The sequence below is a fragment of the uncultured Nitratireductor sp. genome (genome assembly GCF_913053745.1).
In the GTDB taxonomy this organism is placed as follows: domain Bacteria; phylum Pseudomonadota; class Alphaproteobacteria; order Rhizobiales; family Rhizobiaceae; genus Nitratireductor.
The window spans coordinates 14,458-34,132 of the sequence record NZ_CAJXGF010000007.1; the positions used below are offsets into that span (position 1 = coordinate 14,458).

The 19,675-nt window shown below is 59.1% G+C and carries 21 protein-coding genes and 1 pseudogene; 12 read left to right on the plus strand and 10 right to left on the minus strand.

Translation table 11 applies throughout. The annotated features are described in order from the left end of the window. Nucleotides 1-31: 31 nt before the first annotated feature. The 4 genes and pseudogenes from QZ638_RS02345 to QZ638_RS02360 all read right to left on the minus strand — a co-directional run. The gene (locus QZ638_RS02345; RefSeq protein WP_286304171.1) at nucleotides 32-346 is read right to left on the minus strand and encodes a pyrimidine/purine nucleoside phosphorylase; all 315 of its coding nucleotides are present in this window, start codon (nucleotides 344-346) and stop codon (nucleotides 32-34) included. Nucleotides 347-356: 10 nt separating this feature from the next. Then, nucleotides 357-602, minus strand: a complete 246-nt coding sequence (locus QZ638_RS02350) for an accessory factor UbiK family protein (RefSeq protein WP_289243476.1) — start codon at nucleotides 600-602, stop codon at nucleotides 357-359. Nucleotides 603-661: 59 nt separating this feature from the next. Then, nucleotides 662-1,186, minus strand: a complete 525-nt coding sequence (locus tag QZ638_RS02355; RefSeq protein WP_295806455.1) for a helicase HerA-like domain-containing protein — start codon at nucleotides 1,184-1,186, stop codon at nucleotides 662-664. After that, nucleotides 1,144-2,403 (minus strand): annotated as a pseudogene (locus QZ638_RS02360) (alpha/beta fold hydrolase); the annotation flags it as partial. The pseudogene QZ638_RS02360 and the gene QZ638_RS02355, both read right to left, overlap by 43 nt. 112 nt (nucleotides 2,404-2,515) lie before the next feature. Between QZ638_RS02360 and QZ638_RS02365 the strand changes: the two are divergent. From QZ638_RS02365 to recJ, 5 genes are all read left to right on the plus strand, one after another. Beyond that, on the plus strand, nucleotides 2,516-2,926 hold the full coding sequence (locus QZ638_RS02365) for a hypothetical protein (protein ID WP_295806363.1): 411 nt from the start codon (nucleotides 2,516-2,518) through the stop codon (nucleotides 2,924-2,926). Nucleotides 2,927-3,014: 88 nt separating this feature from the next. Then, the gene (locus QZ638_RS02370) at nucleotides 3,015-4,232 is read left to right on the plus strand and encodes an LL-diaminopimelate aminotransferase (RefSeq protein ID WP_295806366.1); all 1,218 of its coding nucleotides are present in this window, start codon (nucleotides 3,015-3,017) and stop codon (nucleotides 4,230-4,232) included. A 40-nt stretch (nucleotides 4,233-4,272) separates the two neighbouring features. Continuing rightward, entirely contained in the window at nucleotides 4,273-5,586 is a 1,314-nt protein-coding gene (locus tag QZ638_RS02375; RefSeq protein ID WP_295806369.1) for a homoserine dehydrogenase, read from the plus strand. Between the two features lie 140 nt (nucleotides 5,587-5,726). Further along, nucleotides 5,727-6,704: a class II fructose-bisphosphatase gene (glpX, locus tag QZ638_RS02380; RefSeq protein WP_295806372.1), complete on the plus strand. Its 978-nt coding sequence runs from the start codon at nucleotides 5,727-5,729 to the stop codon at nucleotides 6,702-6,704. 196 nt (nucleotides 6,705-6,900) lie between these two features. Further along, on the plus strand, nucleotides 6,901-8,682 hold the full coding sequence (gene recJ / locus QZ638_RS02385; RefSeq protein WP_295806374.1) for a single-stranded-DNA-specific exonuclease RecJ: 1,782 nt from the start codon (nucleotides 6,901-6,903) through the stop codon (nucleotides 8,680-8,682). Nucleotides 8,683-8,691: 9 nt separating this feature from the next. Here recJ and QZ638_RS02390 read toward each other — a convergent pair whose 3' ends face one another. The 3 genes from QZ638_RS02390 to folE all read right to left on the minus strand — a co-directional run bounded on the left by QZ638_RS02390 (nucleotide 8,692) and on the right by folE (nucleotide 10,974). Next, the gene (locus QZ638_RS02390) at nucleotides 8,692-9,672 is read right to left on the minus strand and encodes a patatin family protein (RefSeq protein ID WP_295806378.1); all 981 of its coding nucleotides are present in this window, start codon (nucleotides 9,670-9,672) and stop codon (nucleotides 8,692-8,694) included. A 190-nt stretch (nucleotides 9,673-9,862) separates the two neighbouring features. Continuing rightward, the gene (gene hisI, locus QZ638_RS02395) at nucleotides 9,863-10,309 is read right to left on the minus strand and encodes a phosphoribosyl-AMP cyclohydrolase (protein ID WP_295806380.1); all 447 of its coding nucleotides are present in this window, start codon (nucleotides 10,307-10,309) and stop codon (nucleotides 9,863-9,865) included. Then, nucleotides 10,309-10,974, minus strand: a complete 666-nt coding sequence (gene folE, locus QZ638_RS02400; protein ID WP_295806382.1) for a GTP cyclohydrolase I FolE — start codon at nucleotides 10,972-10,974, stop codon at nucleotides 10,309-10,311. Before folE ends, hisI begins: the two co-directional genes overlap by 1 nt. Nucleotides 10,975-11,219: 245 nt before the next feature. On the opposite strand from folE, the gene QZ638_RS02405 reads away from it, so the two are divergent. From QZ638_RS02405 to thrS, 4 genes are all read left to right on the plus strand, one after another. Next, nucleotides 11,220-11,666 carry an iron-sulfur cluster assembly scaffold protein gene (locus tag QZ638_RS02405; RefSeq protein ID WP_295806384.1) on the plus strand — a complete coding sequence of 149 codons (447 nt, stop codon included), beginning with the start codon at nucleotides 11,220-11,222 and terminating at the stop codon, nucleotides 11,664-11,666. 3 nt (nucleotides 11,667-11,669) lie between these two features. After that, nucleotides 11,670-12,011 (plus strand): membrane protein insertion efficiency factor YidD, encoded by a 342-nt coding sequence (gene yidD / locus QZ638_RS02410; protein ID WP_295806387.1) that lies wholly within the window; start codon nucleotides 11,670-11,672, stop codon nucleotides 12,009-12,011. After that, nucleotides 12,008-12,433 carry a DUF2267 domain-containing protein gene (locus tag QZ638_RS02415; RefSeq protein ID WP_295806389.1) on the plus strand — a complete coding sequence of 142 codons (426 nt, stop codon included), beginning with the start codon at nucleotides 12,008-12,010 and terminating at the stop codon, nucleotides 12,431-12,433. Before yidD ends, QZ638_RS02415 begins: the two co-directional genes overlap by 4 nt. 118 nt (nucleotides 12,434-12,551) lie before the next feature. After that, the gene (thrS, locus tag QZ638_RS02420; RefSeq protein ID WP_295806392.1) at nucleotides 12,552-14,537 is read left to right on the plus strand and encodes a threonine--tRNA ligase; all 1,986 of its coding nucleotides are present in this window, start codon (nucleotides 12,552-12,554) and stop codon (nucleotides 14,535-14,537) included. An 87-nt stretch (nucleotides 14,538-14,624) separates the two neighbouring features. Here the strand turns inward: thrS and QZ638_RS02425 are convergent, their stop codons facing one another. Continuing rightward, a complete protein-coding gene (locus tag QZ638_RS02425) occupies nucleotides 14,625-15,590 on the minus strand; it encodes a hypothetical protein (RefSeq protein ID WP_295806457.1) in 966 nt (321 codons plus the stop codon). Nucleotides 15,591-15,830: 240 nt separating this feature from the next. On the opposite strand from QZ638_RS02425, the gene QZ638_RS02430 reads away from it, so the two are divergent. Together QZ638_RS02430 and QZ638_RS02435 are read left to right on the plus strand one after the other, a co-directional pair. Beyond that, nucleotides 15,831-16,415, plus strand: a complete 585-nt coding sequence (locus QZ638_RS02430; RefSeq protein ID WP_295806395.1) for a nitroreductase — start codon at nucleotides 15,831-15,833, stop codon at nucleotides 16,413-16,415. Continuing rightward, a complete protein-coding gene (locus QZ638_RS02435; protein ID WP_295806401.1) occupies nucleotides 16,415-17,023 on the plus strand; it encodes a flavin reductase family protein in 609 nt (202 codons plus the stop codon). The genes QZ638_RS02430 and QZ638_RS02435 overlap by 1 nt, the downstream gene beginning before the upstream one ends. A gap of 7 nt (nucleotides 17,024-17,030) precedes the next feature. Here QZ638_RS02435 and QZ638_RS02440 read toward each other — a convergent pair whose 3' ends face one another. Both QZ638_RS02440 and QZ638_RS02445 read right to left on the minus strand, forming a co-directional pair. Continuing rightward, a complete protein-coding gene (locus tag QZ638_RS02440) occupies nucleotides 17,031-17,909 on the minus strand; it encodes a CoA ester lyase (protein ID WP_295806459.1) in 879 nt (292 codons plus the stop codon). A 2-nt stretch (nucleotides 17,910-17,911) separates the two neighbouring features. Next, on the minus strand, nucleotides 17,912-18,367 hold the full coding sequence (locus tag QZ638_RS02445) for a MaoC family dehydratase (RefSeq protein WP_295806403.1): 456 nt from the start codon (nucleotides 18,365-18,367) through the stop codon (nucleotides 17,912-17,914). A 177-nt stretch (nucleotides 18,368-18,544) separates the two neighbouring features. Between QZ638_RS02445 and QZ638_RS02450 the strand changes: the two genes are divergently transcribed. Beyond that, nucleotides 18,545-19,660 carry a DUF2336 domain-containing protein gene (locus QZ638_RS02450; protein ID WP_295806462.1) on the plus strand — a complete coding sequence of 372 codons (1,116 nt, stop codon included), beginning with the start codon at nucleotides 18,545-18,547 and terminating at the stop codon, nucleotides 19,658-19,660. Nucleotides 19,661-19,675: the final 15 nt, after the last annotated feature.

Consider the following 19,675-nt stretch of genomic DNA (forward strand, 5'->3'; position numbering starts at 1 on the left):
CGCCTTTTTTATTGCTGATAGAAAAATAAAATTAATCTAAGTAAGTACAGCAGTAATCCACTAACTCTAAAATCTGGATATCGAATGATGAGTTAGCAGGCACATTGAAAGACTCGCCAGCTGTCACATCAATCCACTCTGCATCTCCTTTCAATCGATAGCTGAGTTTACCTGCCAGAATTTCCATCAATTCGGCTTTTTCAGTACCAAAGGTAAACTCGCCAGGCATCATAATGCCTAATGTTTTGTAGCTGCCATCAGCAAATGTCACTTTACGGCTGGTCACATTACCATCGAAATAAACGTTTGCTTCACGTGTGACCGTGACATTAGTAAATTCAGACATAGTGTTTCTCTTATTTAGGTGGGTTTTCTAACTCGGCGACACGTCGTTCCAGTGCCTCCAACTTTTCACGGGTACGCAGCAATACTTGCGCCTGTACATCAAACTCTTCACGCGTGACTAAATCCAGCTTGGTGAATGTCGCGGTGAGGGCTGAACGAATGTTCTTTTCAGCATCTTCCTGCATTTGCACTAAACCCGGTGGTAATGCTTTGCTGATGCTTTGTACGACTTCTTCAATTTTCTTAGTATCAATCATCATCTTTCCCCTTATATCTTCATGACTATTCTACGGCATTTAAAAACAGACTCAATTTGTTATTTCTTGCCTAATAAGGAACCCAGAATACCTCTGACAATTCGACGACCTAATTGACTGCCAATTGCACGCATCGTACTTTTTGCAAAGGCTTCCAGCACGGTTTCACGCCTTCTCTTAATTGTTTTGGGTTCGTCTTCAGGCTGATTCTTTTCAGCCTCCTGGGCTTTTAATGCACGCTCTGCCAGCACTTCATAGGCTGACTCTCTATCCAGCGTCTTGTCATAAACACCGGCCACTAAAGACGTGCTCAGCAGACTCTGTCTTTGCTGCTCAGTAATGGGACCAATCTGACTCTGTGGCGGTTTGATAAGCGTTTGCTGCACCACCTGCGGGCGACCTTTATCATCCAGTGTGGAGATCAGGGCTTCGCCCACACCTAAACTCGTCAGCTTTTCGCGGGTATCAAATTCTGGGTTATCACGGAACGTTTCAGCAGCTGCTTTTAACGCTTTTTGGTCTTTTACGGTGTATGCACGTAAAGCATGTTGAATGCGGTTGCCATGCGTGTAGCGTCCAAGTATCCACGCTCGCGCATCGCTTCGTCCAACGCCTGGATCTGATCCTCGTCGACGAACACTTTGAGATCGCCGGCATAGGTGAAGTCCACCTGGGTTGTGAGAAAGGTCGCCGAAGCGACGCGCTCGTCCTCGTCGGCCGCCATCAACGCCAGACCTGCTGCGAGCAAGGTGCCGCCAACGCAATAACCCATGGCATTGACGTGTTTTTCACCGGTTGCCTCTTGGATCGTGTCGAGAGCGAAGCGGATGCCCTCATCCACATAATCCGCCCAGTCGAGGCGCGCATGGCGCTCATCCGGATTGACCCAGGAAATGACGAAGACGGTGTGTCCCTGTTCCACCGCCCACCGGATGAACGAGCGCTTCGGATTGAGGTCGAGAATGTAGAACTTGTTGATCCAGGGGGGCACGACCAGGAGCGGGCGCTTTAGAACCTTCTTGGTGGCAGGTTCATACTGCAGGATTTCCACGAGCTGATTGCGCGCGATGACCTTTCCGGGCGTGGTGGCGATGTTCTCACCCACCTTGAACTTGGAGCTGTCCGACTGGCGCAATTTCAGATCGCCCTTGCCGGCAGCGATATCCTCGGCAAGCATGCGCATGCCTCGGACCAGATTTTCGCCATCGCTGGCCATCGTTTCCCGATAGAGTTCGGGATTGGTGAGCAGAAAATTCGACGGTGATAGCGCTTGGCTCATCTGCTCGACGTAGAACCGCGCCTTGTGACGCGTGACGTCGTCAAGATCGTCTGCGCCATCGACGAGGTCTACTGCCCAGCGCGAGGTGACGAGATAGGCCTGTTTCAAGAAACTGAAAAAGGCGTTGCGGCCCCATTCAGGATCTTGGAAGCGCCTATCATTCTCGGATGCCGATGCATAGTCGACGACGGTGTCTTCGCTCATGCGGCGGATGGCATTGGCCCAAATGCCCATGAACTCGGCAAAGAGCCTGGTCTGCGCTTCCAATGCGCGGGTGGGATCGCTGAGCCAGTATTCGCTCACACGGGAGAACGTTCTGATCATGTCGGCGAGTGGCGCCGCGGAGATGTCGCTCGATTCGCTCTTCTCCCGCGCTTCTGTCCACGAGGCGGCCGCTTTGCCAAGTTCCTCCAACGCTCGCGCAAGATTTTGCGCGAGACGATCAGGGTCTTTTGCGAAATACTGGTTTATCGTTGTATCTGTGTGATCTTTTGCGCCATTGGTCTTCTTGTCTTGAGCCATGATCTGCGCCCGAAACCTGGATACGCCTTTTAAGCGGCGCGGAGTTAACATAATCTCACGGGAGGCTCCCCGCGACCATCATGCATGGTAGTGGCTCGAATCGGAAGAGAATATGAAAATCAGATCTCAAGGCAGATTTTTTCGCGCTACCGGATTGATCGTGCCAACGGCGGTGCTTTTGCTGACCCTCGCGGGTTGCGTCAGCGCCAGCCTGGAAGACGCCGCACCTTCCGCTGCTGTCAGCACACCGACATCGCGGCCCGCGCCTGTGTCTGAGGTCGCCAATGCGCCCGGGGTGCGCAACACGGGCGCATATCCGGATCTCAACATACCGCCGGAATCGGCGGCAATCCCGATCGATGCGACTGAAAAGGATACGCTGACGCGTGATCTGTCAGCCGCTCGGGAGCGTTTGGCGGGAAGCGTGCCGTCCAGCAACGCAGACGCTGAGGCGCTTCGGTTGCGTCGCCTTGCGAAAACGCATGCATCGCGGCAGCTCGAAGAAATCGAAAAGTCTGAATAAGGCGAGCCGGCATCCCCTCGACCGGCTGTGGGATTGGGTATATGAGGACCGGGCGCGGGTTCCGCGCAACCCGCATTGAGGTACGACGATGGAAGAATTCCATAAGATCCGCCGGCTTCCGCCTTATGTGTTCGAACAGGTCAACCGCCTGAAGGCGAGCGCGCGTTCGCGTGGTGCCGACATTGTCGATCTGGGCATGGGCAATCCCGACCTGCCAACACCGCAGGCCATCGTCGACAAACTGTGTGATGTCGTGCGTGATCCCCGCACGCACCGCTATTCCTCGTCACGCGGCATTCCGGGCCTGCGCCGGGCACAGGCCGCCTATTACGAACGCCGCTTCGGGGTGAAGCTCGATCCCGAGACGCAGGTGGTCGCGACGCTGGGTTCCAAGGAAGGTTTCGCCAACATGGCCCAGGCGATCACGGCGCCGGGCGACGTTGTTTTGTGTCCGAACCCGACATATCCGATCCATGCCTTCGGCTTCATCATGTCAGGTGGCGTGGTGCGCGCTATTCCCGCAGAGCCGGACGCGCATTTCATCCCCGCACTGGAGCGCGCGGTGCGCTATTCGACGCCGAAGCCGCTGGCGTTGATCCTGAATTATCCCTCGAACCCGACGGCCTGTATGGCCTCGCTCGATTTCTACAGGGATGTTGTGGCGTTCGCCCGCAAGAACGATCTCATCATCCTGTCGGATCTTGCGTATTCGGAGATTTATTTCGACGGCAATCCGCCGCCCTCGGTTCTGGAAGTGCCCGGCGCGATGGATGTGACGGTGGAGTTCACCTCCATGTCGAAGACGTTTTCCATGCCCGGCTGGCGCATGGGGTTTGCGGTCGGCAACGAGCGCCTGATTGCCGCCTTGTCGCGGGTTAAGTCCTATCTGGATTATGGCGCGTTTACACCAATCCAGGTGGCGGCTGCGGCTGCACTGAACTCCGACGGTATGGAGATCGAAGAGGTGCGCGCAATCTATAAGCGCCGTCGCGACGTTTTGGTGGAATCCTTCGGTCGTGCGGGTTGGGACGTTCCACCTCCCCCGGCGACCATGTTCGCCTGGGTGCCTATCCCGCAGGCTTATAGCGATCTCGGGTCTTTGGAGTTTTCCAAACTGTTGGTCGAAAAGGCCGATGTGGCGGTTGCGCCTGGCATCGGTTTCGGTGAGTTCGGCGACCGGCATGTGCGCATCGCGCTTGTGGAGAACGAGCATCGGATTCGTCAGGCTGCACGCAGCATCAAGCGCTTTCTTGCAACCGCACCGGAAAACACCGACAACGTCATTCCGCTCGGCGCCCGGCGCTGAGCCCAATTCACTGAACTTTCGAGAAGGAGCACGCCGCATCATGGCCGAAGCGTTGCGTATTGGAATTGCGGGTTTGGGAACCGTGGGAGCTTCCGTCGTGCGCTGCATGACGGACAAGGAAGCGGAACTGACCCGGCAATGCGGACGCACGATGGCGCTGACGGCGGTTTCGGCGCGCGACCGCAACCGCGACCGCGGCATCGAGTTGGGGAACGCGCAATGGTTCGACGATCCGGTAGAACTGGCCGGTTCGGCCGAGATCGATGTCTTCGTCGAGTTGATTGGCGGTGACAGTGGGGCGGCTTACGATTCGGTGAAGGCCGCGCTCGAGGCTGGGCGTCACGTGGTGACGGCAAACAAGGCGCTTCTTTCCAAACACGGTGTGGCCTTGGCGGCGATCGCCGAAGAGAAGGGGGTTCTTCTTAATTATGAGGCTGCCGTCGCAGGCGGGATTCCGGTTATCAAGACCATGCGCGAGGCGCTGGCCGGAAACGAAGTGAGCCGCGTGTTCGGGATCATGAACGGCACGGCCAACTACATCCTGACGCGTATGGAAGAAGAAGGGCTTTCCTTCGAAGACTGCCTCGCCGAAGCGCAGCGCCTGGGTTACGCCGAGGCCGATCCGACCTTCGACATCGAAGGGCACGACACGGCACACAAATTGTCCATCCTTACCAGTCTGGCCTTCGGCTGCGAGATTTCGGCCGACGACATTTATATGGAGGGCATCTCCAATATCAGTCAGGCTGACATTCGCGCCGCCAGCGAGCTCGGTTACCGGATCAAACTGCTCGGCGTTGCCATGAAGACCGACAGCGGCATCGAGCAGCGTGTGCATCCGACCATGGTGCCGAACCAGTCGGTTATCGCGCAGGTGCATGGCGTGACCAACGCCGTCGCCATCGAGACCGACGTGCTTGGCGAGCTCCTTCTGTCCGGCCCGGGCGCCGGCGGCAGTGCAACCGCCTCAGCGGTGATCGGCGACATGGCCGACATTGCCAAGAGTCGCCCCGGCTTCCAGCACGGTCCCGTGTTCGGGCGCCCGGCTGCCAGGTTGAAGCCATACCAGCGCGCGCGCATGCGTTCGCATGAGGGAGGGTATTTCATTCGCATGACGGTGCATGATCGTGCCGGCGTCTTTGCTGCAATCGCCAAGCGTATGGCCGACAACGAGATTTCGCTGGAATCCATTGTGCAACATGCCGACGGGGGGCTTCCAGACGCACAGAAAAACGTGATTCTGGTGACACACGAAACGACCGAGGCCGCCGTGCGCAAGGCGGTTGACGGTGTGATGCGGGACGGTCATCTGGTCGATAAACCGCAAGTCATCCGCATTGAGCGGGCAGCCTGAGCCACAATTCATGGCTGTCACATTTATTCAATCGATTCATGTTTTTGACGGGGTGGCAGGGGACTTGCCGTCCCGCGCCGTCTTTGCCACAAGAAGCCGGCCCGCTCATGAGGAGTGGGAGAAAATCAGGATTTGGATAAATGTTGAAAGCCTCGCAGGCGGGTCTCGACCGCATTCTCACGCTGGAACTCGTTCGTGTGACGGAGCGCGCGGCCGTGGCTGCAGCACGTTTGCGCGGACGCGGCGACGAGAAGGCGGCGGACCAGGTGGCCGTTGACGCCATGCGCTCCGAACTCAACCGCCTGCCCATCAAGGGTACGGTGGTGATCGGCGAGGGGGAGCGCGACGAGGCGCCGATGCTCTATATCGGTGAGGAAGTGGGTGTGGGCGAGGGACCGGAGGTCGATATCGCGCTCGATCCGCTGGAGGGCACCACCATTTGCGCCAAGAACCTGCCGAACTCCCTGGCGGTGATTGCCATCGCCGAGCGTGGCAGCCTGCTTTATGCGCCCGATGTCTACATGGAGAAGATCGCTGTCGGCCCGGGCTACCCCGAGGGCGTCGTCGATCTGGATGCGCCGGCGGTGGAAAACATCGAGGCGTTGGCCAAGGCCAAAGGCGTTGCCGTTAATGAGATCACGGCTTGTATTCTCGACCGTCCGCGGCACGCGCGCCTTATCGACGAGGTGCGCGGCACGGGCGCTGCAATCCGCCTGATCGGCGACGGCGATGTGGCTGGAGTGATCCACACGACCGACCCGGACGAGACGGGCATCGACATTTATTTGGGCATCGGCGGTGCGCCGGAGGGTGTGCTGGCGGCGGCGGCACTGCGCTGCATCGGCGGCCAGATGCAGGGGCGCCTTCAGCTCAACACCGAAGAAAAGGTGGCGCGTGCGGCCAAGATGGGTATTTCCGATCCCACCAAGGTTTACCGTATGGACGAGATGGCCAAGGGTGACGTTCTGTTTGCGGCGACCGGTGTGACCGACGGCAACCTGCTTGCGGGCGTCAAGTTCGGCCGCGAGCAGATTTCCACTCACACCATCGTGATGCGTTCTTCTTCGCAGACGGTGCGCGAGATCATCGCCCGACATCAGGACCTTGATAAGTTCTGAGGGTGGGCCCCTGGGTTTTCTTTCCGGCCGCGGGACGGGGAGAAGGAAAAGGCCGCATTCCACTTTGCTTCGTCATCCTCGCTTTTGTCCGGAAGAACCATGCCAAAGCGGTTTTTGTAGTTCAGACCACAGCAATTCCACGGGCCGCTGCGGTGTGCGCTTGCCTTTGATCCACCGCTGTGAAACCTAGGCGGCGATGACTGGCGAGAAACGGTATTTCCTCGACGTTCGACACTCCGCGCGCGGTCTCGCGTGGGAGCATCGGCTCGACTTGCGCGGCGAGAATGCAGCCTTGGCCATGGCACAGACGCATGGCATTCCCGAAATCGTTGCACGGGTTCTGGCCGGGCGCGGGGTCGATATGGACGCGGCGGAGCGTTTCCTCGATCCCACCATCCGGGATCTGCTCCCCGATCCGTCAACCCTGACCGACATGGACAAGGCAGCCGAGCGGCTCGCGCATGCGGTTCGGCGCAGCGAAAAAGTGGCGATCTTCGGCGATTACGATGTGGACGGTGCGGCTTCATCGGCCATGATGAAGCGCTTCCTTGCCCATTACGGCCTCGATGCTGAGATCTATATACCCGACCGGATCTTTGAAGGTTATGGGCCTAATCCCGATGCGATGCGGGATCTGGCAGGGCGGGCTGGCTTGATCGTCACCGTGGATTGCGGCGTCAACAGCGCCGCCGCCGTCGCTGCCGCCAACGAGGCGGGGGCGGATGTGGTGATACTCGATCATCACCAGGTAGGTGGCGATCTGCCTGAGGCGATTGCGGTGGTAAATCCCAATCGCGAGGACGACTTGTCGGGACAAGGGCATTTGTGTGCCGCAGGCGTTGTGTTCCTTGCGCTGGTGCAAACGGCGAAGCATTTGCGCCAAGGCGGTTTCTCGAAGGTTCCGCCGGATTTGTTGGGTTTTCTGGACCTCGTCGCGCTTGGCACCGTTTGCGATGTGGTGCCGCTGGTCGGCGTCAACCGCGCCTTTGTCGTGAAAGGCCTGTTGACCGCCCGGCAGATGAAAACTCCGGGTCTGGCGGCATTGGCGCGGGTGTCGCGCATCGGGGAGCCGCTAACCCCGTATCATTTTGGCTTCATGATCGGTCCACGGATCAATGCGGGTGGGCGTATCGGCAATGCAGCGCTGGGCAGCAATCTGCTCGCCAGCGACGATCTCGTCGAGACCGCCAAAATCGCCGAGACGCTCAACCGTCTGAATACCGAGCGTCAAGATATGGAAACGGTCATGCTGGCAGAAGCGAAGGCGGAGGTCGACGCCGAGCTGATGGCCGGTGAAGGGCCTGCCGTTCTGGTAACGGCGAGCGACCGCTGGCATCCCGGCATCGTCGGACTGCTCGCTTCGCGTCTCAAGGACCACGCGCGGCGTCCCACGTTCGCCATTGCATTCGATCCGAACGGAAAGGGTACGGGCTCTGGACGCTCGATTCCCGGTTTCGACCTTGGCAAGGTCGTTCGCGAGGCGGTGAGAGAGGGACTGTTGGCCAAGGGCGGCGGTCACGCCATGGCCGCCGGCATTACGATTGAGCGCGAAAAGCTCGGACCGCTTCGGGCGTTTTTCGAGGAACGTGCCGCGGGGGCCGTCAAGCAATTGCGCGATGCGGAAAGCCTCAAGATCGACGCAGCACTTTCAGCCGACGGTGCGGGCTTTGCTCTCCTTGACGTGTTGGAGACGGCGGGCCCCTACGGTTCGGGTCATCCGACGCCAGTGCTGGCACTGCCACGCCATCGCCTTGCCGAAGCGCGCGTGGTGGGGAATGGTCATATCCGCGCAGAACTGCGTTCGCAGACCGGTGCACGCATGGAGGCTATCGCTTTCCGGGCCGCTGAAACCGATCTTGGAAACTTCCTGTTCGACAATCGCGGTGCCACCATTCACGCGGCGGGAACGCTTGCGGTCAATCACTGGAACGGAAACAAGCGCATTCAACTGAGATTGCAGGATGCGGCGAGCGCCTGAGTTGCGCATTTACCCGAGTACGGCAATCAGCCTATCGAGCTCGGAAAGACGTGCCTGGGTGGTTTCGTAGCCGATGGCTATGGCTTCGTCGGCACGATGAAATTCGGTAAGGCCGATATGCCCGAGTTTCGGTTGAAGCGACAGATCCGGTGGATCGCCGGCCATGCGGGCACGCGAAATCCGATCCTGGATAATGTTGAAAGCTTCGACCATGACGCCGGTAATGCCAAGGCGGTGATCGTGCTGGTGCGGCCCCTTGTCGACAATCAGCGCCGCAGGTTCGCCGTCTTCGGTTTCCTGTGGCAAGCCGGCCGAATGCTTGATCACCGCCGCGCGACCGAAAAGATCGTAATGCAGGTTCACTGCCATGACGAGCGGTTGCTCATAGGCGCGGCACGCAGAGACCGGGACGGGATTGACGAGTGCGCCGTCGACGAGCACGCGGCCGTTGCAGGTAACCGGTTCAAAAACACCGGGCAGTGCGTAGGAGGCCCGCATCGCCGTAATTAGCGATCCGCTCGAAAGCCAGATTTCGTGGCCGGTGCGGATTTCTGCTGCCACGCAGACGAAGGGTTTCGAAAGATCGTCGAACGAGACGTCTTGCAAGTGCTCCTGCATGCGTGCGGTCAGTTTCATGCCCCCGAACAGGCCGCTACCGCGGAAATTGATGTCCAGAAGGCCGAAGATGCGACGCTTGGTCAAGGAGCGGGCAAATTCTTCCAACTCGTCGAGCTTGCCGGCCAGATAACAACCGCCCACAAGTGCGCCGATAGACGTGCCAGCGATCATGCCAATGGGAACGTTGGCCTCGTCCAGAGCGCGCAGAACGCCGATATGGGCCCAGCCGCGAGCTGCGCCCCCGCCCAGAGCAAGCGCGATCCCGTTTCTGGGTTTCGGCTTTGGCACAGGGTCGATCACCGGCGGCTCCGGAGAAACCATATCGATTTCCCGGTTTTCATGCTTCCTGCGTAGAGATGCCCAATCGAGCATGTTCATCTCCTCGTCCCCTTTGCATCATGCCCGGGAACTGTATCGAATTGGTGAATATGCGTCGCTTTGGCGAACCGAACGGTTCAACGCAGTCTCACCGGGGAACCCGTAAAATGCTCATTTTTAGATGGGTGTTCCCTAGAAGAAAGTCTACGCTCGCAGCGTTCAAGAAATCGAGACCGACTTTCGGTCAAGCGTGTCCATCGTTATCAGCCAAAGGCTTCATGCCGAGGTCGATCAAAACGGCTTTGCCATCACGAATGCTTACATTGCGGTAGAAGCAGGAGCGGCGGCCGGTGTGGCAGGTGGCGCCGTCGCCGGCGACCTTGACGCTTAAATGCACCGCATCCTGATCGCAATCGGTGGCGATGGAGACGATGTGCTGAACATTGCCCGAGGTCTCCCCCTTCTTCCAAAGCTTACCGCGCGAGCGCGACCAGTAATGAGCCACGCCGGTTTCAAGGGTCGTGGCCAGTGCTTCGGCGTTCATGTGGGCCACCATTAAAAGCGCACTGGTTTCGGCATCCGTCACCACTGCAGTGACGAGGCCGGTGGCATCGAAGCGGGGTGAGAAAGCCGCACCCTCTTCGAGTGCGGCCTTGTCGGATGGAGCAGGGGGGAAGGTGATTGTCGTCATCAGCCGTGTTTGTCGCGCAACATGGTCATGAAACGCGCCTGTTCCTGCAAGTCTTCCCGGTAGACGCCGGTGAACGTGGTGGTGAGTGTTGTCGACCCCTGCTTGCGAATGCCGCGCATGGCCATGCACATATGCTCGGCCTCCACCAGTACGGCAACGCCGCGCGGCCTTAGAACGTCCTGGATCACGTGCGCGATCTGTGCAGTCATGGCTTCCTGCGTCTGAAGGCGCCGGGCGAAAATATCGACCACGCGGGCGACTTTGGACAGACCGACCACTTTGCCGTCCGGTAAATAGGCGACATGCGCCTTGCCGATGATCGGCACCATGTGATGTTCGCAATGGGAGTGGAACGAAATATCCTTGATCAGGACCATGTCGTTATAGCCCTGCACCTCCTCGAAGGTGCGGCCCAGTTCCTCTGCCGGGCATTGGTCGTAACCGGCGAACATTTCGCGGTATGCCTTGGCGACACGCTGTGGTGTTTCGATCAGCCCTTCGCGGTCGATGTCGTCGCCGGTCCAGCGCAGCAATGTGCGCACAGCGTTTTCCACCTCCTCTTGGGATGGGCGGTCGGTGACTGGCTTATCCATGTAGGATTTGTTCTCCGCTTTTTTTTCGCCTTGATCGGCGTGAGGCGGAAAGTTTTTGATAACAGCGTCCATAGAAGGCGTCTCCCGTAGTTCCTGTCTCAGCAGGAACGAGTTGAACGGTTCACGGCCTTATCCAGCGGGTATTGGAGAAATAATCTCAGCCCGGCCCGACAGCGGCGTGCGCGAAACTTGGATCCGCATAAGGCGCTCATGCCTTGTCGCGGACCCACAGCGGTCATTATATAAGGGATAGGAAGCAGAAAGAAAGGTGCCGAAACGACATTGATGTGTTTCGGATACGGCAGATCGGAAAATCTATGCTGGACGACGTCTACAACGCGAAAATTCTTGGTTTTGCCGGTAATATTCAGCGGATAGGGCGTCTGAACGATCCAGATGCCAGCGCCAAGGCGCATTCGAAACTCTGCGGATCGACAGTGATTGTCGATCTGAAGATGGAGAACGACACAGTGACCGACTTCGCGCATGAGGTGAAGGCCTGTGCGTTGGGACAGGCCTCTTCATCGATCATGGCGGCCCATGTGGTGGGCGCGAAGGCTGACGAACTGCGGAAGGTCCGCGAACAGATGTATGCCATGCTTAAGAATGAGGGGGTCCCGCCAAACGGCCGTTTTGAAGAGCTGAAGTATCTGGAGCCGGTGCGCGGTTACAAGGCACGCCACGCTTCCACGCTTTTGACCTTCGACGCGGTGGTCGACGCCATCGATCAGATCGAGAAGGCGCGCGCCGGAGCTGCCGCCTGACCCATGGCGCGGCCCGTTCGCAGCCGCAACTGGCAAGGGATATGGCCGAAGACACCCGGTCGCCTGTTCGGCACGGGTTGCGTGCGTCTCTACCAACTGACGCTGTCCGGTTTCATTGGCAATTCCTGCCGCCATTTTCCCACCTGTTCGGAATACGCCTATGAAGCGATTGCCCGGCATGGGCTCTGGTCGGGCGGCTGGATGGGACTTTTCCGCGTGGTGCGATGCGGGCCGGGTGGCACGCATGGGGTCGATCCGGTTCCCGACAAGCTCGACATGGACCTGAAATGGTGGGCGCCTTGGCGTTTCTGGCGCGTGGCCAGGCAGAAGGATGGACGTCGATGACGGTTCCAATGGACTATCTGCATGCCAGCCGCGATTTCCGGCGTTTTCTGGATGCGGTAAAAACGCAATCGATGCTCGCCACGCACAACCAGTGCTATGCGATGACACGCGCGGTGCTGCATGTTTTCCGCAGTCATATATCTATGAAGGACGCGCTGGAATTTGCGGAAATACTGCCGCCTTTGTTGCGGGTGATCTTTATCGAAGGCTGGAATCTAGACGCGGAGATCACCCCGTTTCCCGACCGTCAAACGCTCCTCGCAGAGGTGAAAGCGGTGCGCGCGCCACACAATGTCGCACCAGAGACCGCTATTGGCGATATCGCCGCCATCCTGCGTGCGGAGGTGGGGGAGGCGACCTTGCGGCGGGTCCTCAAATCGATGCCGCATGGAGCGGAAGCCTACTGGCTGACAAAGCCGTGACACGGCAGACCCCGGTTTGCCCTTTACGTTCGCGGTTGAAACGCTTATTCCGACCGCGCAAACTCAAACTGCCCAAACCACCCGCGCTCGTTGGCGGGACTGGATAAGGAGAAGTCTTATGGCCGAGGCCGTTTCCCTAAAATTTCCCGATGGCTCTGTCCGCGACTATGAGGCGGCGACGACTGGTGCCGACATTGCAGCCGGCATTTCCAAGTCGCTTGCCAAGAAATCGGTCGCTTATGCGCTCAATGGCGTGGTGCGCGATCTTTCCGATCCTGTCGGCATCTCCGGCGATTTCGAGATCGTCACGCGCGACGATCCGCGTGCGCTGGAATTGATCCGGCACGACGCCGCGCATGTGCTGGCCGAAGCTGTGCAGGAGCTTTGGCCTGGCACACAGGTCACCATCGGCCCGGTGATCGAGAACGGGTTCTATTACGATTTCGCCCGCAACGAACCCTTCACGCCCGAAGATCTGCCGGTCATCGAGAAGAAGATGGCGGAGATCATTGCGCGCAACAAGCCGTTCACCAAGGACGTGTGGTCGCGCGACAAGGCCAAGAAAGTGTTCGCCGAGAAAGGCGAGAGCTACAAGGTCGAACTGATCGATGCGATCCCCGAGGATCAGGACGTCAAGATCTACGCGCAGGGCGACTGGTTCGACCTTTGCCGCGGTCCGCACATGGTCTCGACCGGCCAGATCGGCAAGGCGTTCAAACTGATGAAAGTGGCGGGCGCCTATTGGCGCGGTGACGCCAACAATCCGATGCTGACCCGCATCTACGGCACGGCCTGGCAGACACAGGAAGAGCTCGACCAGTATCTGCACATGCTGGCAGAGGCCGAGAAGCGCGACCATCGCCGGCTCGGCCGCGAGATGGACCTGTTCCACTTTCAGGAAGAGGGGCCGGGCGTCGTTTTCTGGCACTCCAAGGGCTGGCGCATGTTCCAGAACCTCGTGAGCTACATGCGGCGCAGGCTCGCGACCGATGGTTATGATGAGGTGAACGCGCCCCAGGTGCTCGACAAGAGCCTTTGGGAGACCTCCGGTCACTGGGGCTGGTACAAGGAGAACATGTTCAAGGTCGAGTGCGCGGACGATGAGGCGGAAGATACCCGCACCTTCGCGCTGAAGCCGATGAACTGTCCCGGTCATGTGCAGATATTCAAGCACGGCCTGAAGTCCTATCGCGATCTGCCGATCCGGATGGCCGAATTCGGCAATGTGCATCGCTACGAGCCTTCGGGCGCGTTGCACGGCCTGATGCGCGTGCGCGGCTTCACGCAGGACGATGCGCACATCTTCTGTACTGAAGAGCAACTCGCCGCCGAATGTCTCAAGATCAACGATCTGATTCTTTCCACCTATGCTGATTTCGGTTTTGAGGAGATCACGGTCTTCTTCTCGACGCGGCCGGAAAAGCGTGTCGGTTCCGATGCGCTTTGGGATCACGCCGAAGAGATCATGAGCAAGGTTCTGGTGCAGATCGCCGAACAATCGGGCGGGCGCATCAAGACTGCAATCAATCCGGGCGACGGCGCGTTCTACGGACCGAAGTTCGATTATGTTCTCAAGGATGCCATCGGCCGCGAATGGCAATGCGGCACCACACAGATCGACTTCAATCTGCCGGAGCGTTTCGGTGCTTTCTACATCGATCACGACTCGGAGAAGAAGCAACCGGTCATGGTGCACCGGGCGATTTGCGGCTCGATGGAGCGTTTCCTGGGTATTCTGATAGAGAACTTCGCCGGCCATTTCCCGCTCTGGTTCGCACCGGTGCAGGTGGTGGTGGCGACGATCACGTCCGATGCCGACGAGTATGCGCTGAAGGTCACCGAGACCCTGAAGGAGGCCGGTCTTCTGGCCGAGGCGGATCTGCGCAACGAGAAGATCAACTACAAGGTCCGCGAGCACTCGCTGGCCAAGGTTCCGGTCATTCTCGTCTGCGGCAAGCGCGAAGCGGAAGAAGGCACAGTCAACATTCGCCGGCTGGGCAGTCGCGATCAGGCGTCCTTCTCGCTGGCCGATGTGACGGCGATGCTGGTCGACGAGGCGACGCCGCCGGATTTGAAGCGCAGGGTGCCTGCCTCGGCCGAATAGGCCACACGATCTCTGAGCTGAAAAAGCCGCGCTGGAGCGCGGCTTTTTCTTGGGTATTCGGTTTCGTCTATCTGATTGGGGAATTGATCAATCGGGGAACTGGTTGCGCGTGTCGAGCAGGTCCGTGGGCAAGAGTTCCACGTCCTGATTACGCCCTGGAACGACTGAAAAGTCCCTTTGATAGATTCGGTCGCGGTTCTTGGCGACGATGGTGTAATCGCCCTCGGCGAGTACCATGGAGGCATAGGCGCTTACCGTCTCATGAACGATTTCGCCGGTATCGGTGAGGATAGACCAGGCGGTGTCGGCGATGGCTTCACCGCCGCGTTCGCGCACGAGTTTCATGGTCAGGTCGGCGGCACGGTGTTCGACCGTCGCCTCAGTCAGTTTGCCAGCTTCCACTCGGATGTCGGAGCGAATAGCGGCGTTGATGGCGCCGTAATTGGAAAGAACGTGATATGTGCCGGCATTGAGGCGTACGATACTGCCGGGCTCGACATTCGGCAGGATCAGCGTTCCGTCGCCGATACTGTCTTCGCTTGCCTCATAGATCGAGAAGCGAAGCTGATTCTGTGGAATCCGCACTCCGCCTGGCAGGATTGCGTTGAGCTTGAGACCGCCGGCATCGAGAAACAAATCCTCGCGCATCGGATCGCGACCGACGGTGATGCGTTTGGTCACACCGGCACGGCCATAGGCAGCGTGGACGAGATAGCTACCCGGAGCGAGTTCGAAAACGCCGTTGCCGCCGCGCGCAGTGGCAACAAGCGGCAATTTCTCGTCTGCGCCCGGCTGTGTTCCGAAAATACGCCAGATCAGCCCGTCTGGAATTTCTGTACCGCCTTCGTTCAGATGCGCGACCAGCGTGACCTCGCCGGTATCAGCAATGGCGAGTGCATCGCTCACGGAAGCGGGGGCATAATTGTTCAGGCCGGGCAGGCGCAAGCCGTCGACAGCTCTCGAGGCATCGTCTTGTGCCTGCGCAGAAAACGCCAGCAGGGGCGAGACGTGCAGAGCGAGAAAAAAAAGGAAAGTTTTCGAAGAACCGCGCATGATAGACATGAACCCCAAGGCGGTGGCAATTTCAAGGCGATTGTGCGATCTGGTGCCGACGAAATGCCAGTGCGCTGGATTAGGAAGTTCGTTTGTTGTCGGATCGGGGTGTGCAGAGTTTCAACTGTGAAAACCGCGCCACGTGTCCCGAAAGATGAAACGGATTTCGAACCCGGGTCACTATCTTTTGCCAGCCATTCAGCCTGTTTCAGGCATCGCATACCCCACAGGAGATAGACATTGCATTCATCCGTGCTTGATTTCATGCTCGCGCGCCGCTCTACGCCGGTGAAGGACCTTGCGGAGCCGGCGCCTTCCCAAGAGGAGCTAGAGAGCATTCTGAAAGCGGCGTCGCGTGTGCCCGATCATGGACGGCTGACACCGTGGCGGTTTATTCTCTATCGGGGCGATGTGCGCGCTACGATCGGCGATGCGCTGGCCGAGCGCGCGGTGGAGCGCGAAGGCGAACTGCCGCAGGCGCGGATCGAGCAGGAGCGCACCCGCTTTTCACGTGCGCCGTTGGTGATCGGCGTGATTTGCGTGCCGAAGGAAAGCCCGGCAATTCCCGAATGGGAAATGTTCCTGTCCGGGGGCATGGCGGCGATGAACTTGATGATTGCCGCCAACGCGCTCGGTTACGGCACCAATCTAATCACCAACTGGTATTCCAACGATGCGGAAGGCCGACGCATCCTCGGGCTTGCGCCCCAGGAGCGTGTCATTGGCTTCGTCCATATCGGCTCATACGATGTGGAACTGATGGAGCGTCCGCGTCCGGAGCTTGCGACCATCGTTTCCGACTATGCCGGCCCTTGGGAGGCATGATGTTTTACGAACCTTTCAAGGGACATGGCCTGCCGCACGATCCTTTCAAGGCCATCGTTTCACCGCGCCCCATCGGCTGGATTTCGACCCTTTCGAAAGACGGGTCTGCCAATCTCGCTCCCTATTCGTTTTTCAACGCGATCTCCTCCAATCCGCATCTGGTATTCTTCTCCTCCGAGGGGGCGAAAGACAGCGCTACTCACGCCCAAGAGACCGGTGAATTTGTCGTCAATCTTGCAAGCCGCAACTTGGCCGAACAGTTGAACGCCAGCGCGGTGGATGCGCCGCGCGGGGTTAGCGAATTCGCATATGCCGGGTTGACGCAAGCGCCGTCGACGCTGGTGAAGCCGCCGCGTGTGGCCGAATGCCACGCAGCGCTTGAATGCAAGGTTACCGAGGTGCGCCGACCTGTTGGGCTCAACGGCGCCTCGGCTGGCGTAATCGTCGTCACCGGCGAGGTGATCGGTGTTCATATCAGCGACGCGGTGCTGAGGGATGGGCTGTTCGATGCCGTCGCGGCCGGCAATATGGCGCGCCTTGGCTATCGAGATTATTCATCGGTAACGGAGGTTTTCCAGATGACGCGGCCTCAGTGGGAGAGCGACTGACGTCGCATCAGCGCGATGACGCCTCTCCCGCTCGTGCAAGCACCCGTTCGGCAAGGGCAAGGTGCGGACGATCATACATGCGTCCACCGACATTGACGACACCGGCATTGCCTGCCGCAGCGAAAGCTTCGACCACAGTCCGGGCCTTCTCGATTTCGTCCGCAGACGGCGTGAAGGTGGCATTGATCGACGCGATCTGTCTGGGATGAATGGCCATTTTGGCCACAAAGCCATCGCGCGCGGCCAGTTGGCAGTCCCGTTCGAATGCATCCGTATCCGAAAAATTGGGGAACACCGTATCGATGGCGGGCACACCGGCCGCGGCGGCGGCAAGCAAAGTCATGCTGCGCGCGAACTGAAAGAGCGGCGTGTAGCTGCCATCTTCATTGCGTGCGGCGAGGGCACCGATATCCGCCGACAAGTCTTCCGCCCCCCAGGTAAGGCCGGAGAGCCGTTCGCTCGCTCCACGATAGCTGGAGGCGTTGAGGACACCCATCGCTGTCTCGGTGATGATCGGAAGGATACGGGTTCGCCCGTCTTCAATGCCGTTTTCGGCCTCGTGAACGCGCAGCGCTGTAGCCAGATGCGCCACATCGCCGCCGTCTTCTGCCTTGGGTAGAACGATGCCGTCGGGACGTGCGTCCATGATGCCGGCGAGATCCTTGTCGGTCAGACCGCTCGCCAGATCGTTGACCCGGACATAAAGCTGCGCGCGTGTGCGGGCGCGCCCCGATTTCAGGAAGGTGGCGGCTATTTGTCGGCTTGCTGCCTTGTTGTCCGGGCTTACCGAATCTTCCAGGTCGATGATGAGCACGTCGCTCTCGGAACCAAGAGCCTTTTCCAGCTTGCGCTCCGAATCGCCGGGTACGAACAGAAGCGAACGCATCGTCATCTGGCTTTCTTCTTGAGGATCATCGCTTGGCGCAGGCAGCGCGCCACAAGCCTGTTATCCTGATTGTAGGCGCGGTGCTCGAATTCAACGATGCCGCGATCGGGTTTGGACTTCGATTCGCGTACGAATTTCACCTCCGTCTCGACGCGGATCGTATCGCCATGGAACACCGGGTGAGGGAAACTGGTCTCCGTCATGCCCAAATTGGCCACCGTCGTGCCGAGCGTCGTGTCGTGGACGGAGATGCCGATCATTAGGCCTAGAGTGAATAGCGAATTGACAAGCGGTTTGCCCCATTCGGTCTTTTCGGCGAAGTCGAAGTCGATGTGGAGCGGTTGCGGATTCAGCGTCATGGTCGAAAACAGCATGTTGTCGCTTTCAGTGACGCTTTTGCGCAGCGTGTGCTGGAACACCTGTCCCGGATGAAATTCGTGAAGATACAGACCGGCCATTCGGCTTCTCCAATCCTGCTTTTCCGACGGATCCTCCATGTCTTGATAGGCGTGTGGGAGCCCCCTCGCAAGCGGGCACTTATGGTAAACGTTTCCTATACGAATTCCCGCTAGGGTCGCTTCAGACAGGGTGGGAGCGTGACTTCGGTGCAAGTGGTTCAGCATTTTCTAAGATGGATGGAAACGGCCAAAGTGGGCGAGCGAGCGGGAGCCGCGGCGGCCCTTGCAAGAGCTTATCTCGAAAAGGAATTGCCCTTCGAGGACCGTTACGCGGCCGAGGCCGCGTTGACGGCACTGCTCGACGATCCGTCTTCCAAGGTTCGTGCGGCGCTGGCCGAAGCGCTCTCGATAAGCCGGCATGCACCCATTCAGGTGGTTGCCGCTCTTGCCGCCGATCAGCCGGACGTTGCTGCGCCAATTCTGGCGCGCTCGCCGGTGCTTTCCGACACCGATCTGGTAGACCGCGTGGCCGATGGCCGTTCAGACACACAGCGACTGATTGCGCAGAGGCCGCAACTCGCCATGGGTGTTTCTGCGGCCATTGCCGAGGTCGGGTCGCGGGATGCCTGCCTCGCCATGCTCGATAATCCCAGTGCCGATATCGCGGCATTGAGTTTCAGGCGCATGATTGAACGCCATGGTGGCGATGCTGGTCTGCGCGAAGCGTTATCGGCAGACCGACGCCTGCCGTCCGACTGCCGGCATGTGCTTCTGGTGCAACTTGGCGAGGCTTTGCGGGAGGCGCCGCTTGTCAAGGCTCTGGTTGGCGCGGCGCGGGCCGAGAAATTGACGCGGGAGGCTTGTATTCGCGCGTCGCTGACGTTGATCGAGAGCATCGATCCCAGCGAGCACACTGCACTGGTGGAGCATTTGCGCATTCGTGGCGATTTAACGGTCGGGTTTATCGTGCGCACGGTCGCCCATGGGAAGATCGACTTCTTCGGCAATGTGCTTATGGCGCTCACAGGGCAGTCACACAGCCGCGTGAAGGGATTGTTGGTGAACGGACGCGATCTCGCTATTGCGACACTCCTACAAAAAGCCGGATTGGCAAAACCGGTCCATCGGCCCGTTATCCGAGCGCTTTCGGTGTGGCGGGATGTGGCACAGGGCAAGCGCGTCGCCGGCGCTCAGGAAGTCTCTTGGCTGATGCTCGAGAGCATTGGCGCAACGCCTGGACAGGCCGGTCCCGACGCCGAAGCGACCGACCTTGCAGGTCTGTTACGGTCCGTCCATCTCGACGCGCTGCGCGAGAATGCGCGTCTCCAGGCACAAGCGATCGCGGCAGCCTGAACTCAAACATCCAAG

What these genes read in the sequence shown, in the direction of transcription:
- QZ638_RS02435 (WP_295806401.1), top strand. Translation starts at nt 16,415, where the DNA reads ATGTTTTACGAACCTTTCAAGGGACATGGCCTGCCGCACGATCCTTTC.
- QZ638_RS02415 (WP_295806389.1), top strand. Translation starts at nt 12,008, where the DNA reads ATGACGGTTCCAATGGACTATCTGCATGCCAGCCGCGATTTCCGGCGT.
- QZ638_RS02365 (WP_295806363.1), top strand. Translation starts at nt 2,516, where the DNA reads ATGAAAATCAGATCTCAAGGCAGATTTTTTCGCGCTACCGGATTGATC.
- QZ638_RS02425 (WP_295806457.1), bottom strand. Translation starts at nt 15,590, where the DNA reads ATGCGCGGTTCTTCGAAAACTTTCCTTTTTTTTCTCGCTCTGCACGTC.
- thrS (WP_295806392.1), top strand. Translation starts at nt 12,552, where the DNA reads ATGGCCGAGGCCGTTTCCCTAAAATTTCCCGATGGCTCTGTCCGCGAC.
- QZ638_RS02390 (WP_295806378.1), bottom strand. Translation starts at nt 9,672, where the DNA reads ATGCTCGATTGGGCATCTCTACGCAGGAAGCATGAAAACCGGGAAATC.
- QZ638_RS02350 (WP_289243476.1), bottom strand. Translation starts at nt 602, where the DNA reads ATGATTGATACTAAGAAAATTGAAGAAGTCGTACAAAGCATCAGCAAA.
- glpX (WP_295806372.1), top strand. Translation starts at nt 5,727, where the DNA reads ATGTTGAAAGCCTCGCAGGCGGGTCTCGACCGCATTCTCACGCTGGAA.
- QZ638_RS02345 (WP_286304171.1), bottom strand. Translation starts at nt 346, where the DNA reads ATGTCTGAATTTACTAATGTCACGGTCACACGTGAAGCAAACGTTTAT.
- QZ638_RS02440 (WP_295806459.1), bottom strand. Translation starts at nt 17,909, where the DNA reads ATGCGTTCGCTTCTGTTCGTACCCGGCGATTCGGAGCGCAAGCTGGAA.
- yidD (WP_295806387.1), top strand. Translation starts at nt 11,670, where the DNA reads ATGGCGCGGCCCGTTCGCAGCCGCAACTGGCAAGGGATATGGCCGAAG.
- hisI (WP_295806380.1), bottom strand. Translation starts at nt 10,309, where the DNA reads ATGACGACAATCACCTTCCCCCCTGCTCCATCCGACAAGGCCGCACTC.
- QZ638_RS02445 (WP_295806403.1), bottom strand. Translation starts at nt 18,367, where the DNA reads ATGGCCGGTCTGTATCTTCACGAATTTCATCCGGGACAGGTGTTCCAG.
- QZ638_RS02370 (WP_295806366.1), top strand. Translation starts at nt 3,015, where the DNA reads ATGGAAGAATTCCATAAGATCCGCCGGCTTCCGCCTTATGTGTTCGAA.
- QZ638_RS02450 (WP_295806462.1), top strand. Translation starts at nt 18,545, where the DNA reads ATGGAAACGGCCAAAGTGGGCGAGCGAGCGGGAGCCGCGGCGGCCCTT.
- folE (WP_295806382.1), bottom strand. Translation starts at nt 10,974, where the DNA reads ATGGACGCTGTTATCAAAAACTTTCCGCCTCACGCCGATCAAGGCGAA.
- recJ (WP_295806374.1), top strand. Translation starts at nt 6,901, where the DNA reads ATGACTGGCGAGAAACGGTATTTCCTCGACGTTCGACACTCCGCGCGC.
- QZ638_RS02375 (WP_295806369.1), top strand. Translation starts at nt 4,273, where the DNA reads ATGGCCGAAGCGTTGCGTATTGGAATTGCGGGTTTGGGAACCGTGGGA.
- QZ638_RS02405 (WP_295806384.1), top strand. Translation starts at nt 11,220, where the DNA reads ATGCTGGACGACGTCTACAACGCGAAAATTCTTGGTTTTGCCGGTAAT.